The organism is Neptuniibacter sp. QD37_11 (assembly GCF_047778105.1).
Lineage (GTDB): Bacteria > Pseudomonadota > Gammaproteobacteria > Pseudomonadales > Balneatricaceae > Neptuniibacter.
Window position 1 is genome coordinate 269,126 of sequence record NZ_CP180554.1, and the last position, 14,405, is coordinate 283,530.

Below are 14,405 nucleotides of genomic sequence, written 5' to 3' on the forward strand. Positions count from 1 at the left end.
GAGGTATTTCATGTAGAAAATCTAAAAACCACAATATTGCAAAAGGACTTGATTCAAATGAATTCAAGAAATCATAGTCCTTGAATTTAAGCTCACTTAGGCATTGGATTCTAATTGAATTAATTCTATAACTGCAGTTTATGAGCTAAAGGAATAATAGATTTTGATCAGCATGGCTAAAGTAGTAATGGACATAAAATACCTGTAAATCATGTAGATGTTGAGCCACGCCTACTATAGCAATTCAATATAATTTTCGTTATAATTAATAGTATATAGGGTCATCCCTAAAATAACTAAAAATATGAGGAAAGATCATGGCACGTGGAGTGAATAAAGTAATTTTGGTGGGAAATCTTGGGGGTGACCCTGAGGTTCGCTACATGCCAAACGGCAATGCAGTAACTAACGTGACTATTGCAACGTCTGAGTCTTGGAAAGATAAGCAGACAGGTCAGCAGCAAGAGCGTACTGAATGGCACCGTGTGGTATTTTTTAACCGCTTGGCCGAGATTGCTGGCGAATACATGCGTAAAGGCGGCAAGGTTTACGTTGAAGGTGCATTGCGCACACGCAAGTGGCAAGATCAAAGTGGCCAAGATCGCTACACTACGGAGATCGTAGCAAGCGAAATGCAACTGCTTGATTCCGCAGGTGCTCAGGGTGGCCAACAGCAGCAACCTGCACAAGGTGGATACCAGCAGCCAGCGCAAGGCGGCTACCAGCAGGCTCCAGCACCACAGCAGGCTCCAGCACCACAACAAGCTCCAGCACCACAGCAGGCTCCAGCACCACAGCAGGCTCCAGCACCACAGCAGGCTCCACAGCAGGGTGGCTATGCGCAACAAGCTCCTGCACCAGCACCACAACAAGCTCCTGCACCAGCACCACAACAAGCACCAGCACCAGCGCCAGCACCACAACAAGCGCCGGGGTTTGATGATTTTGATGACGATATCCCGTTCGCGGGTCACTGATAAGTCAGTAATTTTAACCAAAAAGCATCCTAAGGATGCTTTTTTATTACCTCTACCTGATAGGTGTTTAATACATTCTTAGCTGACAAATATTATTTATAATATAAATCAATCCACCTTTTGAATTCTTTGTAAATATCTGTATAATAATGCGCTTTCTGGAGATTCATGAGTTATTAAGGAGCTAAATATGTCTCTACGCACACCCCATTTTACAGTAAAAGTTTCACCTCAGGATCGTGCCGCTGCAGAGCGCGTATCTAGCGAGCTAGCTCACTGTCGTAACAGTGCAATAACAGGCACTAAAGACACAGCGCATATGTCCTACGGTTTTAAGGACGTTTTTACACCGCCTCTAACAGCGGCTTTGGAACGCAATAAGATTCCACACACCAAAGTATGGAAGAGTAATACTCATCGCCGTTCTGAAACGGTTGTGTTTGATAATATCGGTTGCATGCGCCGCATTAAAACACCTGAAATTCAGATCTGAGAACTGTAGCTGCAAGCTCACTCCAAATAGCCCGCACTTTTAGCGGGTTTTTTAGTTATTAAATTGAAAATAAATTATTTATTTGCCATTATAGGGTAGTATGCAATAATTTTTGGAGTATTTATGTACGACAGTTCTACGTTACATTCCACTTCGCAGTCAGCTCAAGCCAATAAAGTACTGCGTAATACCTATATGCTATTAGGCTTAACGATGGCTTTTTCTGCCAGCATTGCTACCGTTACAGCATTAATGAATTGGCCTTCCCCTAACATTATTCTTCTGTTAGTAGGGTTTTACGGCTTAATGTGGCTAACTGAAAAGAATCGCAACAAAACGTCAGGCCTTTTCTATTGCTTTGCACTAACAGGCTTCATGGGCTATACCGCTGGAGCGATTGTAAATAAGTACATCGGTGCAGGACATGGAGACGCAGTTGTAACGGCTCTTGCAGGTACCGGCCTCACCTTCTTTGCAACGTCTGCTTACGCATTAACCACCAAGCGTGATCTATCCAAGCTCACAGGTTTCCTACTGGCAGGCGGTGTAGTCTTAATGGTTGCAGTTATCGCGAATCTATTTTTGCAAATGACCGCATTGTCTTTAGCGATATCTTGTGCCTTTATCTTATTCTCCAGCTTAGTAATCATGTGGCAGACTCAGATGATAATTAATGGCGGTGAAGATAATTACATATCAGCAACGGTCACGCTCTTTGTCTCAATTTACAACATCTTCCTGAGCTTACTTCAGCTTGTTGGCTTGGCTGGCGATGATTAAAGACCTGTCTATTTAACTTACCAGACCCGCTCAATGCGGGTCTCTTATTGCTAAGTGAGAACAGTATGCATGAATTACTCCTAAATACCGTCGGCGCTGGATTAAAATGCTCCGGTTACCGGAAAAAGCTAACTGACGGGAATGCTATTAATATTGGCCACAAAGAACAATCTTATATATTGAAGGTGTTAGGCACTGAAGCTCAGTTGACGCAGGCTAGCGCCATCATTGCCAAATGCCCGTTCATCCCTTTTAGTGAAGTGGATGAGCACTACCGCAACTACCTAAGAGATAAGAATTCACTTGCTCGACTTCCCTACATGTCCGAGGATGCGTTATTTGATGCGTACTATACCCGCTTTCCGCAAAGTCTAATTAATTCACCCTGCCCTTTCTAATGAGGTTATTATGGCACTAAGCAAAGAGTTATTGGAAATAGCAAGAAAGCCCCTAGAAAATCCCGAAAAAGCCAAGCAGCGTCTTTTTAAGCAACTTGATGAAGATGCTATTCGCTTTAAAGACCGATCCGCACGTTACCGTCCTACCTTGAAGCAACTGAAGCAGCGCTGTGGAAATCTATAACTCAAATTAAGTTGTTTTGTCGATTATTCATCCGTCTTATTCCTGTTACAGATCACTGAGACACTCTTGGAATCTTGCTAATAGCGCATTTTTCATTATAATTATAAGGAAATATAAAGGAGATAAGAGATGGCGCAGGAAACTGGGACTACCGATGCACAGATTGAGTCTATGCGCTTGGCCTGTGAGGTACTAAATGATAATCCGCTTGTGAAAGAAGCTGTCTTGGATGATTGGGGGCGATACGGGAATTTTACCGTACTAATTTACCCTGCTGAGCATACCCGAGGAACAACAAGCCAGCTTAAGGGTTTAGTCCGCCGAACACTAAAAAATCATGGTGCGCATATGCGCCAATGTTTCCCGCCTGAACCTGAATATCAGTATGATAGTTATGAGAAAAAACGCAAGATTGTCGGCTACAATTGCAGTTTCTGGAAATTTGATATCGATTTTATGAATTACAGTGAATCCTCCAATAGTTTTAACTAACAGGAAGGGATGGAATTACATATGGAATGGGCGGGTTTACTTGAAAGAGCTATTAACAATATTGATGGGCAGGGATTGGCAAGGCGCCTGTTCTTTTCAGGTTCAGAGCTAGAACTTAATGCGCGATTGTGTCATGAGCTCGAACTGTTATTAGATGAAGAGTATCCGGATCAGTACATGGCTGTACTGGAGCATCCGTTGCACGGAAGACGGTGTGTAGATCTGGCGATTATCAGCGTAGATCCGATGAGCTTCGGTTGTGTGGTCTGTTTATTGGAAGCAAAAGCATCCGTACTCAGTGAAAGTACGTACCTAAGCCGTATCAATGAGGATTATGAGAAGTTAAGCAACGACGTAACGGTGCCTGCCGCCAACACCTCGACTGACTGTGAGCTTTATGAGCTTCTATGGTGCAAAGCTGCTACCGGATTGCCGCCTGACAATTATCCAAAATTCAAAAAGCCAAAGTATCACGACAAGTATGTAAATCGTGTTGGTCACACACTGCAGGATGTGTGGCGTAAAATAGATGCAGAATGTGGCACACGCTTTAGTCGGGCACATATTGAACCTATGGAGCTGCCCAATACAGGCTCATATCGTGAGTTCACCCCCGTCGTGACGGCCAGTCTATTTAGAGTTCTTCTCGGCTCAGGAAAAAGTTAACTTCCACCTCGCTTTACTCTCCTTGGCTAAAGATCAGTGAATGACGGGAGATTGATGGCGATTGACAGGGCTTACTGGACTGAATCAGAACTGCCTGAGACGGTTTACTTTGACAAAGCTGAAGTGAATACGCTTAATGGCGAGTTTGATGTACTTCCATTTACGCACCATATGAATAAAGCACAGTTGAAGGAAGATCTGCGATGCAACGTCCGCACGTTTTATCCTGAAACGGAGGTTGAGGCCGTCTTCTATGATAGTAACATTCAGTGCAATATCGTTCCTGACGAGTACCTAATTAAGAGTACGGCGTTAATTGTTGATGCAATGGGAAATCGGGAAGAGGATGATCCAGTTCAGCGACTTCAGCATCGCCTGCATGGCTATGTTAACTATACCGTTTCACAGAAGCATGAATTTGAAAACGTAGGCCCGCGCTTCCCTCGCCATCAATTCAAGCAGATTACGGTTAACATAACACCTGAAGAAGCAAAACTTCCTGATGGCTGGACGGATAATGAGGTCAAAGCATTGATTATCAAAGCGGCTGTCTATCCTGTGCTGAGATCCCTTGAATTTTGCTTCATGGGACACTCCTTACCCCAAACTACAATTAATGTAAGTGGGGCATTCGAGAACAACCTCAATCTAACACTGCAGGCCAGTGATATTGAGTTAAGTAAAGAAGAGATCGGCGATATAATTGATGACCGATTAGACTCTGTTAGGTTTGTAATCCCGGAATAGCTTTGCCGATATTGGAAAGAAAAACCCGGTGCAAAGCCGGGTTTTTAGAAGCCTAATTACCAAGCTGCTTTCTTGGGTTTTACCTGCTTAGCCTTCTTTTTAATTAAACCACTTAAGCGCTTTATCCGATCCTCAGTAGGCGGGTGTGTCGACATAAGTGATTTCTGCTTAAAACCAAAAATAAAGGCGTGCGAATAACCACCAGCTTTAGCGCTACTAAGCTGAGTGTTTGGCTCACGTGACCCATTAATGATTTCAAGGGCTTCTTTAATTCCATCCGGGTAGCGCGTGAATTGAACAGCACTCGCATCAGCTAGATACTCACGTTGCCGAGAGGTGGCCGCTTGAATAATACTGCCCATAAATTGGGTTAATAAACCAACGATTACTAAGGCTAAGCCAATAATCATAACAGCCGGGTGCTTTCGATCTCCATAAGGCTCGATTGCAATACGACCCAAAATATAGAGGCCAGAAAACGTTGTCACACAAGCTGCAATTTTAACATTTAGGTTTACATCGCGATTAACAATATGCCCTACCTCGTGAGCAATAACACCTGACATCTGTTCGCGATTAAATGCATCCATTGCGCCTACTGTAACACCAATTACATAACCACCCTCTTCAGCACCTGCAGCGAAAGCATTAATTGCATCATCATCAATAATATAAAGTGATGGTGGCTTAATGGCAGCAGCGAGACTTATCTCTTCGACGATATTCTTTAATTGCTGATAAGCTAATCCCAGCTCCTTGTTGTCCTTAATATCTTTCTCAGCAATGCCGCCCATCGCTAGCGCGACTCGATGACCATCCTTGTTGCTTCGCTTAGAGATAAAGTAAGAGCAGAAGAAAATGAGCGCAATAATACCGGAGCAAGAAGCAAAAATAAGCCAAAATTGTTGAACATAAATGATATCCCGGAGCAGCTCTGGCTTTAAGCTTGCCATACTTTCAAGCTGATAGATCAGCGCCGTAGCACTAATTGCACCCAAAACAGAGGATGCAATCAGTACCATCATCGTAAACAGCTTCATTAAGTGAGACGTGTTTTTCTTGGCCTTATCCTGATGCTGTCTAAAGTTCATAGAAAAGCCTATTAATCAAAAGACACTTCAGGGGCTGCTTCAAGCGTTTCGCGAGGCTCAGCAAACTCGAGATGGGTTGCGTCGGTGCCAAAACCGAGCATGCCAGCAAACATGACAGTTGGGAATGACTGGCGCTTCTCATTAAATGCCTGCGCTAGATCATTGTAACCCTGTCGTGAATAGGCAACCTTGTTTTCAGTGCTGGTCAATTCTTCCATTAGCTGACCAATTGTCTCATTGGCCTTCAAGTCAGGGTAAGCTTCCATTTGTAGGTTGAAGCCAGACATTGCTTGGCCTAACACCTGATCTGCTGCTACAAGGTTAGCCATTGCTGTAGCATCACCCGGATTTGCTTTCGCTTCTTCACGGGCTTTATTCATCTGCGCGCGAGCTTCAGTTACCTTAACCAACACCTCACTTTCGTGATCCAAATAGGTCTTTGCGGTCTTTACTAGATTTGGAATAAGGTCTAGGCGACGTTTCAACTGCACATCAATCTGCGCAAAGCCATTTTTATATTGAGCACGGAGTGATACCAACCCGTTATATGCGCTCACCACAACAAACGCCAAAATAGCCAGAACAATGCCCAAACCAATCATAATTTCCATGCAGTACATCCTCATAATAAATTTCGTTATATTATCAGATGGTATAGAAAGAATGTGAGATATGCAAGATGGCCACATCTTGATTTTAATTTACGTTATAGTATAATTAATCATCTTTTAAATAATGGACTGTAGGTGCTAAATGACAAACCCTGATGTTGATGCAGCTGTTACTTTGCGTATGAAAGAATTTGAAAGCAAATCAGCGGCACTTAGTAAGTTACGTAAAGGTCCGCTAACACTTATGGAAGATGAGCCACAATTCTTCTCTTCTGAAGGGTCAGGAAAAAGTGGGGCTTTCTCCCCTATTGTTAAACAGAAATAAGTCGAGGTTTGTTTGGCTGTACAGTATGACGGGCAAAGTTATAGCTATATTGACGTGATGGACTGTCAGCGCATTCTCCTGTCCGACAAAGATGGGCGGCGTGCGGTAGTGCACTTCAATATTTACACCCAAGAGAACCCTTCTGAGCAACCAACGTCTGCATCCGTTGATTTACATTTTAAAAAAGGCATCACCATTATTACAGTGAAAGATAATCTTGGTGAACCCTATGTCTTTAAAGTAGACAACGTGCACGCAGCAGAAATTGTAGCGTTTTTACAGTCTGCTATTTTGGCAGATCTTCACATCTAATCAAGATTAGATAGGTAGCATACATGCTGTTAAAGAGCGATTTTAATGACTTCTATGATGCCGTGCTAGCTCACGGCACCGATAAGAAATTGGTTTACAATCGAAAAACAACCACCGTGGAAGTTATCGGCTCTCCACTTGCGCAACTAAATGAAAACTTTCATGAATGGATTAGGAAGAGGCCAAGCTTAAGGTGCGATAACCGCCCATATGGCAGTAATACATTTCCGGGCTGTCTTTTAGTACCTACCGATCAAGGCTTAGTCATCTTTTCGGGCAAGGCTTATCCTTATATTACTTTTAGTTACAGTGATGCCAGCATCCCTGTAGAGGACAGATATCGTCATAACATTGTGAAGAAGGTAACTTGCTTCTCATTGGAGCAAGTAGAGGATGCGATTTCTAAGCACGGCAATAAGTACGATAGAGCCCGCCTCTCGGATGATGCTAAAAGATTTGGAAGACTGCCTATTTATACGCAGGAAGGTCTCACTGCTGCACTTCAGCCAATCCAAGAGGATTGGGCCAATCAAATATTGATGGATCATCAATCACCTATTGCCATTGTTCGCAAAAAAAATGACTGGAACATGACGGACCATTACCGGTACAAGGTCGCAATAGAACTCAACCCCTGCTTGTCGGACTTACAGTTTTACAAGGTAATGGATGCTTATACCGCCTTTCAGGAACTTTCAATGTATCTATCAGGCGTACTTCGAGTGAATGAGCCTGCTACAGCCGAAATTGAAGACAAGTATCGGGTTTCTGGGCACGGCTTCAATGATCAAAGCTTTCGCGCTCGCGCGCCCACATCAGGCCGGAAGGCAAGAAAGCATCGCAAGAGGTTGAAAATCGCCAGTTAAGCAGCACTAAAAAGCCGGGTAATCCCGGCTTTTTGTAAAGAGTTTTAGTAACTCACTCAAAGAATTGATATAACTTTATTTATCCTTATAATATATTGATTAGTAGAATTTTGGAGACAATATGGCGCTTGATTTAAAGAAACTGCGTGAAGCTAATGCACAGCGAGGCATCGAGTGGGCGGGACAAGCCAATTCAATAGATGACCTCCCCTTCACGACAATTGAGCTGGGGGGTGAGGTGGGTGAGCTTACCGAGGCTGTGCATGACTGGTTATTGGCAGGCATCAGGCTTCCTGCATACATAACACAAGCAGAGAGACCGAAATGTATTATTGAGGATTTATCTGAAGGGCAAAGAGCGATAATGCAATCTGTGCTTGATGAGTTGGCTGACGTTGTGATTTCGCTTGACCGAGTTGCAGAGTCCCTTGGAATCCCACTGCAGCAGCTGAGTACTGACCCAGAATTTGATTTTAAAGTAGAGTATCCCGATGGCGGTTTGTGTAATCTAATTTTGCGCATCGTTACGCATGCTGGGAGACTACAGGATCATATCAAGAAAGTAATGCGCGCCAAGAAAGGCTACCGGGGCGGAATTCCATTGGATGAAGCAAAGGAAACTCTGCAGAAAGATTGCAACTTACTCTACATTGGATTGGTTAGGCTAGCGAATATCATCTGTGCCGACATGACGGAACTCGTGACTAATAAATTCAACGCAACATCCAATAAGCATGGCCTTAAAACCAAGCTGTCAAACTAGCTTTGACATTACTGCAGAATAATAAGTTTAAACATATCGGATAGAGGATGCACCTTGAAACCACTCATAGCTTACTTAGACGCGACTGAAAATAAGGGCGTTAGCGTCGATCACCATGGCACGATTGATAGCAATCCCGACCGGCTAGACTTCCGTGTGAAGCCTTACAACTGCACCATGGAAGAATTTGAAAACGCACTGCAAGATAGCGATCTTGAAGAGGATATTTGCAAGTATGGCGGATCTGAAGGTCACTATGCAGATATTGGGGGTGCTTCGATCGATTTCAAACCCGGCACATTCCTAGTGCTAACAAAATTACCTGAGCCAGAAATAAATGATTGGGGCACACCCTATCACTATGAAGCTTCCATCTCAGCTAATGTATTGGAAATAGAATGAATCGTTTTTTGTTACTACTAACAGCAATCTCAGTCATTTCTTTGGTGGTCGGTCTAATTCAAATAAAGATTTATAGTTTTAAGAATAAGCGGGATCTTTCACAACAATCGAGTATCTCTACTCTGATAACATGTATCCAAGCCAATAAAATGCCTTTCATCCTTGCTTGTTTAGGCGGGGCATTACCTTTATTTGCCTATATACGAAACTATATCCTCGAACTCTAATCGAGCTCTTCTATAGTCAAGCCAATAACCATTGGCTTGGCTAAAACAATCAATCAGCTTCGGCAGTCTTGAGGCGCTTATTAAACTCTCGACGCAAGGCTGGTACTTCAATAGCCTCGCCTTCAAATTCATAAGCGAATGGATGGTTTTTGTATTCTTTCGTATGCAGCAGCACTGATTTACTAAAGCTAGAGCCTAAGAGTAACGCCTCAGCTTCATCCTCTGGATTTCTATAGATGTGCGCACCGTACTCTTGGGATATGCCATAGCGAGCACCCGCCGTAGTGAACGGCGTTTTGCCTGTGGAAGAAACCAAGTCAATACTCGATTTAACTCCAACATGGGTATACCGATCCCCGGTAAGTGCGTATTTTACACACCTAATAATGTGGTACATTTGATCTAGAATCTCACCGAAGGCGAAATGGTCTTTATGAAAGGTATTCTGGAGACTGAGGACGATTTCACCATTCACCGCATATTGATCAAAGGTAAAGGCGGGAATCTCGGTACGATCGATCAGCGACTTCCGAGCAAAGGCCAGTTCCTCGCAAATATTTTCAAAACTACCTTCACCATGGGTCTCAATAATTCTCTCTTTTGCCTCAACAATTGTTTGAAAACCAGCAGATTCAAGACATTCATCAAGTGCCGCTTGGTGCCTTTCCAATTCCGTGACTAAGTTAATTGAGATTTTACCAGAACCCAAAACAGGAGTATCGCCCATGATGTCTTTTAGAATTTTGTAACTGGAAACCCGTGCGTTATGGCTATAACTATCCCATTTTTTGGAAATTACCTTATGGAGCGGTAAATCCAAATCCGGCTTAGACTCAACGACCTTAACATCAAGTGTATTCACCATATCCACTGACAAGAAAAACCGCCCTTTTGGGATTCCAGCCATTTCGTCCCCCTGAGTCTTGAAGGTTAGGCTATTATAATCCGCACTATCACCTTGGCGAATATAGACTCGATCAACCGTTAACTCTAGGCCCTTGGGTAGGTTGATATCGGTTTTTCGACTTTTCATAACGGCAAGGTTGTTCATTTCTTCATAAGACTTAATGAACTTGTTATTTTGACTAGCATATTTAACGCTAACCGTAGCAGGTTTTAATAGGCGTAGTTGAGAACCAACAATAGGAATAAATAATTTCATAGGGATAGAGTCTTAAAGTTACATGCCTTTAATTTACAATATAATAAAAGCAATGACCATTATTAACTTTATTGAGTCGTTTCAGTAAAAAGCTTCCGGTCCTTCATATAGCCTTTCGCCAAGCCAGCTACCAATACAAAAATAATTAGACACGCGAGGAGGGAACCCACCAGCACTGAATAAATAAAACTTTGAATATACGCGATTACAAGGCCTAGCTTTATGTAACGATCGCTTAAGAAGACAATTGAAAAGGAACTGCATAGGTTAGCACCCATAATCCAAAGATCTTTAGGGCTATTATAAAAATAAGCTGACAAGCCCAGCATGATTGCGACTGTAATAAAGAAGACTAACTTGGACTTATGCATTTTGTATGCAACCACATTGCGAGTTGCTGATACGCAGTTCACAACAAAACCAACAATTTCCCCCAAAAGCAGGAAATGTGCTGCATAGGTGTAGGTACCAATTGAAAGCCAGATAATCGTTTTACGGCCGGGATCAAAAGTGCACTTAAGCATGGCAAGGAGTGAGACTACACCCACCCCCATTGCACCCCACTCAAGCAAAGTAAGGCCCTGCAGATAATCCATCATTCACTCCAATCGATTAGGACTTTGCCAGCGTCACCAGAGGCCGCCATACGGAAGGCTTCATCGAAATCATCAACATGGTATTCATGTGTAATAACCTGCTCGATATTCAAGCCTTCTGAGAGTAAAGCAAACATCTGCGTCCATGTCTGATACATCTCACGACCATAAACACCTTTCAGGGAAATTTCTTTAAAAATAAGATTATGTAAACATAAGTTACGTTTGGTAGGAGCCACACCAAGAACGGCTACATTTGACCCGTTATCAACCCTCTCAAGCAATACCTCAAGAGCTTCATAACTACCGGCCATCTCGATTCCGCAATCATAGTTTAGTTGATCACTAAAGAGTGTACTTTCTGGATTTAGCACATGCTTAACGCCCATTTGACGAGCGAGCTTCACCCTATGCTCCCTGATATCATAGACAGTTACATGGATGTTCATCTTCTGCAATGTTAGAGCAGCCATGATACCTATCGGGCCTGCCCCTGTAATAAGAACACGCTCACTTCCCTCTTTTATGGCTTTGTAGATTGAATTTACAGCATTCCCAAATGGATCTAAGATCGCAGCCGTTTCGTCAGAGACAAACTCTGGTATGCGTATTACATTAAATGCTGGAACAGCCACATACTCTGCGAAAGCGCCATCTCTATGAATGCCAGTACCTAGCGTGTGTGGACAGAGATGGTAAACTTTATCTAAGCAGTACCTACATTGGTGGCAAACGATGTGCCCTTCACTGGTTACACGATCTCCCACCTCCACGTTCGTAACAGTGCTGCCTATAGCCTCCACAACACCTACATACTCATGACCTAAGGTTGTGCCAATGGGTACGTTTTTCTGAGACCAATGATCCCAGTTGTAAATGTGGACATCTGTTCCACAAATAGCCGTTTTGGATATTTTGATTAGCACCTCATCCTGACAAATTTCAGGTACAGGTTTATCTTCCTGCCAAATGCCTTTTTCGGCATGCAGTTTACTGAGGACACGCATATGAGTATCACCTTATTCTTATTATTATTGCGTTAAATGACGCTGGCCGTGGTGCACTATTCCATCAGGCTCAACCTCAATAACCCCCAAAAAACAAGGAATTACGGGTACTACGGGGCGCTCTTAAAGCATATTAATTATAATGGTTATAAATTTCAATACCGGTTGTCATATTTTATTAACTCCCTTGGATATGGTTATAGTTGTACCTTCTGACACTGAACGACGTATTGACAATGTCAACAAACCACTAAAAAACAACGTGTTATGTAGTTTTTAGCTTGCAGCTCAAAGGAAATATTCATACTCTACTCTCAAACAATAAAAGTAAACGAGGACTGTTATGGCCATTTCTTTCTACCCACAAAACACCGGAAAAGCTGTATTTATTAGTACGATATTAGCAATTTTGGTTTATTTCTTTATCCGCACTCCCCTTGGCATACAGGCTGATAAGAAATGGGATGCATTTTATTCTAAATCTGAGGCACACCAGATCTTAGGGAAGGCCTATCGAAAATGCCGAAGGCCTTTAATTGCACGTCCGAGTCAGCAGCAATGTATTATAGAAATGAAAGAATATGCTGAGATCGAAGGCCTCGAAGAGTCATTCGACACAGTGTATGCGGATTTAAAGGTATTTAGAAAAATGCATTAACGGCAAATAATAACCACAATTAGAGTGTCAAGATGCGGATAAATCCTGTATTATTATAATAATTAACAATTACATGAGGCTCCAACATGTCTACACATATTGGTGAAATGAAGCACCTTCAGGAAGTGGTTCTGATGAAAGGTGGGCGCATGGACTTACATCGCGATGAAGAAGGTCGCGTAGATCAAATCGAAGTGACGGGACTTAGAGGCTTCAGGGATCGCTGCTCCACCCCACTGGCCGTTATTGAATCACTCCGCGCCGTTATTGGCCGAGAAGCTTCGCAGCCTAAGATTCTGAAGTCTGCTGGGGAACAGATTTTTCAGTTTACCCAGTCTCAACTAGAAGCCTACGGCGGCCTAGAGTACATGCTAACACAGCAGTCATACCAGAATAAGATTCAGCCCGGTGGACGCTTCACCAGTGTGGTTTACAATGAAGGCGAGAGCCCAGAGCGTTACTGGAAGCTCGAAAACGGCAAAGTCTGCGAATTTGAGAGCAAAGAAGACTATTTGGCGCATGAATCAACACTTACGACAAAGCTTCAGCATTACTGCTTTGATATTAGTAACCCATTAGAGGCTGAAGCCTTTCGGGACCTCTATGAAAAGCTCAGAATCGATGTAGGCACTGAAAACCGCCAACGCTTCAACTACAATCCTCAGAATGTTAAGCAGCGCCAATACTTTGAAAAGCTTGTAGCCCTTAGTGGTCAGGAGGTGGCGTTAGGGACTGATTATTGTTACGACAACCAATGGCACCTAGAAGCGACGGATATCATGGAAAGTTTGGAAGTCCATGACTGGTCGCAACTAAATCACGCCAATCAAAACCTGAAAGAAGGTTTTTACTTAGAGCAGACCCCGGATATGGACGATTTTCGTCGGCATATGAAAAAACCTCAACGAGACTGCAGTTTCGATATTTGAGGGCTCGACACACCCCTATCTTCTAAGGGGTGTGTCTTTAGAACACTATGGGCGCCACTGCATGGCCACGGTGCCAATAAAGGCCTGCGAGGGATAAGTTCGTCCATTATCTAACGTAACCTCAATGCCATCCCCAATTTTTCTTCCACCCTTGGCTTGACCTAGTAGGATTCCGCTCGATTCTTTAACAAAAACGTAAGCATCTTCAGATGGAACTTTATCCGTAGCAATAAGGAGATTTTCCCCTTTCTGGAAAGGAGTTGAGATCGTATCATTCACTTCAATTACAAACCGGTTCTTTGACTTAGGTATCTCGTAGGTAGGAAGACGCCTAACCACCTTAACCGCCCTCCCATCCAAAAAAGGAAGCACAGCTTGAGGTCGAATTACAGAAACGCCTTCAGGGTACTCAGGTCCACGCTTAAGAGCCATCTTGCCACAGCCTTCTAACACCCATCGCGTATTGATTCCAAAATAGCGGCAAAAGCGATCTAACTCTGAGAAGCTCGCTTCAGAGCCTTCTCTTAATTTTTCCCAAGCTTGTATGGTGTTTGATGGTATGCGGAGCGCTTTTTCGACTTCTTCATACGTGTATTTATGTAAAACCTGTCTAACATGAAAAATTCTTTCGCCGAAAAACTCTCTATCTACCTGCATCTTTATCTCCCATAAACGTTCCGTGTAATTATACACCCTGATAGTAAGATCTGCATCCGGCG

At 43.1% G+C, this 14,405-nt stretch carries 21 protein-coding genes; 15 read left to right on the forward strand and 6 right to left on the reverse strand.

What is annotated here, in order from left to right:
- Positions 1 to 317 precede the first annotated feature (317 nt).
- From ssb to ACMXYT_RS18860, 8 genes are all read left to right on the forward strand, one after another.
- Positions 318 to 977, forward strand: coding sequence for a single-stranded DNA-binding protein (gene ssb / locus ACMXYT_RS18825; RefSeq protein ID WP_415913143.1), 660 nt, complete (start codon positions 318 to 320; stop codon positions 975 to 977).
- Between the two features lie 190 nt (positions 978 to 1,167).
- Positions 1,168 to 1,470: a hypothetical protein gene (locus ACMXYT_RS18830; RefSeq protein ID WP_415913144.1), complete on the forward strand. Its 303-nt coding sequence runs from the start codon at positions 1,168 to 1,170 to the stop codon at positions 1,468 to 1,470.
- Between the two features lie 123 nt (positions 1,471 to 1,593).
- On the forward strand, positions 1,594 to 2,250 hold the full coding sequence (locus tag ACMXYT_RS18835; RefSeq protein ID WP_415913145.1) for a Bax inhibitor-1/YccA family protein: 657 nt from the start codon (positions 1,594 to 1,596) through the stop codon (positions 2,248 to 2,250).
- Positions 2,251 to 2,315: 65 nt separating this feature from the next.
- On the forward strand, positions 2,316 to 2,648 hold the full coding sequence (locus tag ACMXYT_RS18840) for a hypothetical protein (RefSeq protein ID WP_415913146.1): 333 nt from the start codon (positions 2,316 to 2,318) through the stop codon (positions 2,646 to 2,648).
- 10 nt (positions 2,649 to 2,658) lie between these two features.
- On the forward strand, positions 2,659 to 2,832 hold the full coding sequence (locus ACMXYT_RS18845; RefSeq protein ID WP_415913147.1) for a hypothetical protein: 174 nt from the start codon (positions 2,659 to 2,661) through the stop codon (positions 2,830 to 2,832).
- 129 nt (positions 2,833 to 2,961) lie between these two features.
- The gene (locus tag ACMXYT_RS18850; RefSeq protein WP_415913148.1) at positions 2,962 to 3,324 is read left to right on the forward strand and encodes a hypothetical protein; all 363 of its coding nucleotides are present in this window, start codon (positions 2,962 to 2,964) and stop codon (positions 3,322 to 3,324) included.
- A 9-nt stretch (positions 3,325 to 3,333) separates the two neighbouring features.
- Positions 3,334 to 3,990, forward strand: a complete 657-nt coding sequence (locus tag ACMXYT_RS18855) for a hypothetical protein (protein ID WP_415913149.1) — start codon at positions 3,334 to 3,336, stop codon at positions 3,988 to 3,990.
- A 54-nt stretch (positions 3,991 to 4,044) separates the two neighbouring features.
- Positions 4,045 to 4,737 (forward strand): hypothetical protein, encoded by a 693-nt coding sequence (locus tag ACMXYT_RS18860; RefSeq protein WP_415913150.1) that lies wholly within the window; start codon positions 4,045 to 4,047, stop codon positions 4,735 to 4,737.
- Between the two features lie 56 nt (positions 4,738 to 4,793).
- Here the strand turns inward: ACMXYT_RS18860 and ACMXYT_RS18865 are convergent, their stop codons facing one another.
- Together ACMXYT_RS18865 and ACMXYT_RS18870 are read right to left on the reverse strand one after the other, a co-directional pair.
- Positions 4,794 to 5,828: a M48 family metalloprotease gene (locus ACMXYT_RS18865; protein ID WP_415913151.1), complete on the reverse strand. Its 1,035-nt coding sequence runs from the start codon at positions 5,826 to 5,828 to the stop codon at positions 4,794 to 4,796.
- A gap of 11 nt (positions 5,829 to 5,839) precedes the next feature.
- Positions 5,840 to 6,439, reverse strand: coding sequence for a LemA family protein (locus ACMXYT_RS18870; RefSeq protein ID WP_415913152.1), 600 nt, complete (start codon positions 6,437 to 6,439; stop codon positions 5,840 to 5,842).
- Between the two features lie 142 nt (positions 6,440 to 6,581).
- Between ACMXYT_RS18870 and ACMXYT_RS18875 the strand changes: the two genes are divergently transcribed.
- The 5 genes from ACMXYT_RS18875 (at position 6,582) to ACMXYT_RS18895 (ending at position 9,107) form a co-directional block, all read left to right on the forward strand.
- A complete protein-coding gene (locus ACMXYT_RS18875) occupies positions 6,582 to 6,764 on the forward strand; it encodes a hypothetical protein (RefSeq protein ID WP_415913153.1) in 183 nt (60 codons plus the stop codon).
- A 12-nt stretch (positions 6,765 to 6,776) separates the two neighbouring features.
- Positions 6,777 to 7,076, forward strand: coding sequence for a hypothetical protein (locus ACMXYT_RS18880; protein ID WP_415913154.1), 300 nt, complete (start codon positions 6,777 to 6,779; stop codon positions 7,074 to 7,076).
- A gap of 23 nt (positions 7,077 to 7,099) precedes the next feature.
- Positions 7,100 to 7,942, forward strand: coding sequence for a hypothetical protein (locus ACMXYT_RS18885; RefSeq protein ID WP_415913155.1), 843 nt, complete (start codon positions 7,100 to 7,102; stop codon positions 7,940 to 7,942).
- A gap of 121 nt (positions 7,943 to 8,063) precedes the next feature.
- Complete coding sequence (locus ACMXYT_RS18890) at positions 8,064 to 8,705, forward strand: hypothetical protein (protein ID WP_415913156.1); 642 nt, start codon at positions 8,064 to 8,066, stop codon at positions 8,703 to 8,705.
- A gap of 54 nt (positions 8,706 to 8,759) precedes the next feature.
- Positions 8,760 to 9,107, forward strand: coding sequence for a hypothetical protein (locus tag ACMXYT_RS18895; RefSeq protein WP_415913157.1), 348 nt, complete (start codon positions 8,760 to 8,762; stop codon positions 9,105 to 9,107).
- A 276-nt stretch (positions 9,108 to 9,383) separates the two neighbouring features.
- Here the strand turns inward: ACMXYT_RS18895 and ACMXYT_RS18900 are convergent, their stop codons facing one another.
- The 3 genes from ACMXYT_RS18900 to tdh form a co-directional block, all read right to left on the reverse strand.
- Positions 9,384 to 10,496, reverse strand: coding sequence for a hypothetical protein (locus ACMXYT_RS18900; protein ID WP_415913158.1), 1,113 nt, complete (start codon positions 10,494 to 10,496; stop codon positions 9,384 to 9,386).
- Between the two features lie 68 nt (positions 10,497 to 10,564).
- A complete protein-coding gene (locus ACMXYT_RS18905) occupies positions 10,565 to 11,092 on the reverse strand; it encodes a YgjV family protein (RefSeq protein ID WP_415913159.1) in 528 nt (175 codons plus the stop codon).
- Complete coding sequence (gene tdh / locus ACMXYT_RS18910) at positions 11,092 to 12,099, reverse strand: L-threonine 3-dehydrogenase (RefSeq protein WP_415913160.1); 1,008 nt, start codon at positions 12,097 to 12,099, stop codon at positions 11,092 to 11,094. The genes ACMXYT_RS18905 and tdh overlap by 1 nt, the downstream gene beginning before the upstream one ends.
- A gap of 343 nt (positions 12,100 to 12,442) precedes the next feature.
- Here tdh and ACMXYT_RS18915 point away from each other — a divergent pair, with 343 nt between their 5' ends.
- Together ACMXYT_RS18915 and ACMXYT_RS18920 are read left to right on the forward strand one after the other, a co-directional pair.
- Positions 12,443 to 12,757, forward strand: coding sequence for a hypothetical protein (locus ACMXYT_RS18915; RefSeq protein ID WP_415913161.1), 315 nt, complete (start codon positions 12,443 to 12,445; stop codon positions 12,755 to 12,757).
- Between the two features lie 86 nt (positions 12,758 to 12,843).
- Positions 12,844 to 13,686 carry a hypothetical protein gene (locus tag ACMXYT_RS18920; protein ID WP_415913162.1) on the forward strand — a complete coding sequence of 281 codons (843 nt, stop codon included), beginning with the start codon at positions 12,844 to 12,846 and terminating at the stop codon, positions 13,684 to 13,686.
- 45 nt (positions 13,687 to 13,731) lie between these two features.
- On the opposite strand, the gene ACMXYT_RS18925 is transcribed toward ACMXYT_RS18920, so the two are convergent.
- Complete coding sequence (locus ACMXYT_RS18925) at positions 13,732 to 14,343, reverse strand: helix-turn-helix domain-containing protein (RefSeq protein WP_415913163.1); 612 nt, start codon at positions 14,341 to 14,343, stop codon at positions 13,732 to 13,734.
- Positions 14,344 to 14,405: the final 62 nt, after the last annotated feature.

What these genes read in the sequence shown, in the direction of transcription:
- ACMXYT_RS18900 (WP_415913158.1), bottom strand. Translation starts at nt 10,496, where the DNA reads ATGAAATTATTTATTCCTATTGTTGGTTCTCAACTACGCCTATTAAAA.
- ACMXYT_RS18850 (WP_415913148.1), top strand. Translation starts at nt 2,962, where the DNA reads ATGGCGCAGGAAACTGGGACTACCGATGCACAGATTGAGTCTATGCGC.
- ACMXYT_RS18920 (WP_415913162.1), top strand. Translation starts at nt 12,844, where the DNA reads ATGTCTACACATATTGGTGAAATGAAGCACCTTCAGGAAGTGGTTCTG.
- ACMXYT_RS18845 (WP_415913147.1), top strand. Translation starts at nt 2,659, where the DNA reads ATGGCACTAAGCAAAGAGTTATTGGAAATAGCAAGAAAGCCCCTAGAA.
- ACMXYT_RS18905 (WP_415913159.1), bottom strand. Translation starts at nt 11,092, where the DNA reads ATGGATTATCTGCAGGGCCTTACTTTGCTTGAGTGGGGTGCAATGGGG.
- ACMXYT_RS18925 (WP_415913163.1), bottom strand. Translation starts at nt 14,343, where the DNA reads ATGCAGGTAGATAGAGAGTTTTTCGGCGAAAGAATTTTTCATGTTAGA.
- ACMXYT_RS18915 (WP_415913161.1), top strand. Translation starts at nt 12,443, where the DNA reads ATGGCCATTTCTTTCTACCCACAAAACACCGGAAAAGCTGTATTTATT.
- ACMXYT_RS18830 (WP_415913144.1), top strand. Translation starts at nt 1,168, where the DNA reads ATGTCTCTACGCACACCCCATTTTACAGTAAAAGTTTCACCTCAGGAT.
- ACMXYT_RS18855 (WP_415913149.1), top strand. Translation starts at nt 3,334, where the DNA reads ATGGAATTACATATGGAATGGGCGGGTTTACTTGAAAGAGCTATTAAC.
- ssb (WP_415913143.1), top strand. Translation starts at nt 318, where the DNA reads ATGGCACGTGGAGTGAATAAAGTAATTTTGGTGGGAAATCTTGGGGGT.
- ACMXYT_RS18865 (WP_415913151.1), bottom strand. Translation starts at nt 5,828, where the DNA reads ATGAACTTTAGACAGCATCAGGATAAGGCCAAGAAAAACACGTCTCAC.
- tdh (WP_415913160.1), bottom strand. Translation starts at nt 12,099, where the DNA reads ATGCGTGTCCTCAGTAAACTGCATGCCGAAAAAGGCATTTGGCAGGAA.
- ACMXYT_RS18870 (WP_415913152.1), bottom strand. Translation starts at nt 6,439, where the DNA reads ATGGAAATTATGATTGGTTTGGGCATTGTTCTGGCTATTTTGGCGTTT.
- ACMXYT_RS18885 (WP_415913155.1), top strand. Translation starts at nt 7,100, where the DNA reads ATGCTGTTAAAGAGCGATTTTAATGACTTCTATGATGCCGTGCTAGCT.
- ACMXYT_RS18835 (WP_415913145.1), top strand. Translation starts at nt 1,594, where the DNA reads ATGTACGACAGTTCTACGTTACATTCCACTTCGCAGTCAGCTCAAGCC.
- ACMXYT_RS18890 (WP_415913156.1), top strand. Translation starts at nt 8,064, where the DNA reads ATGGCGCTTGATTTAAAGAAACTGCGTGAAGCTAATGCACAGCGAGGC.
- ACMXYT_RS18840 (WP_415913146.1), top strand. Translation starts at nt 2,316, where the DNA reads ATGCATGAATTACTCCTAAATACCGTCGGCGCTGGATTAAAATGCTCC.
- ACMXYT_RS18875 (WP_415913153.1), top strand. Translation starts at nt 6,582, where the DNA reads ATGACAAACCCTGATGTTGATGCAGCTGTTACTTTGCGTATGAAAGAA.
- ACMXYT_RS18860 (WP_415913150.1), top strand. Translation starts at nt 4,045, where the DNA reads ATGGCGATTGACAGGGCTTACTGGACTGAATCAGAACTGCCTGAGACG.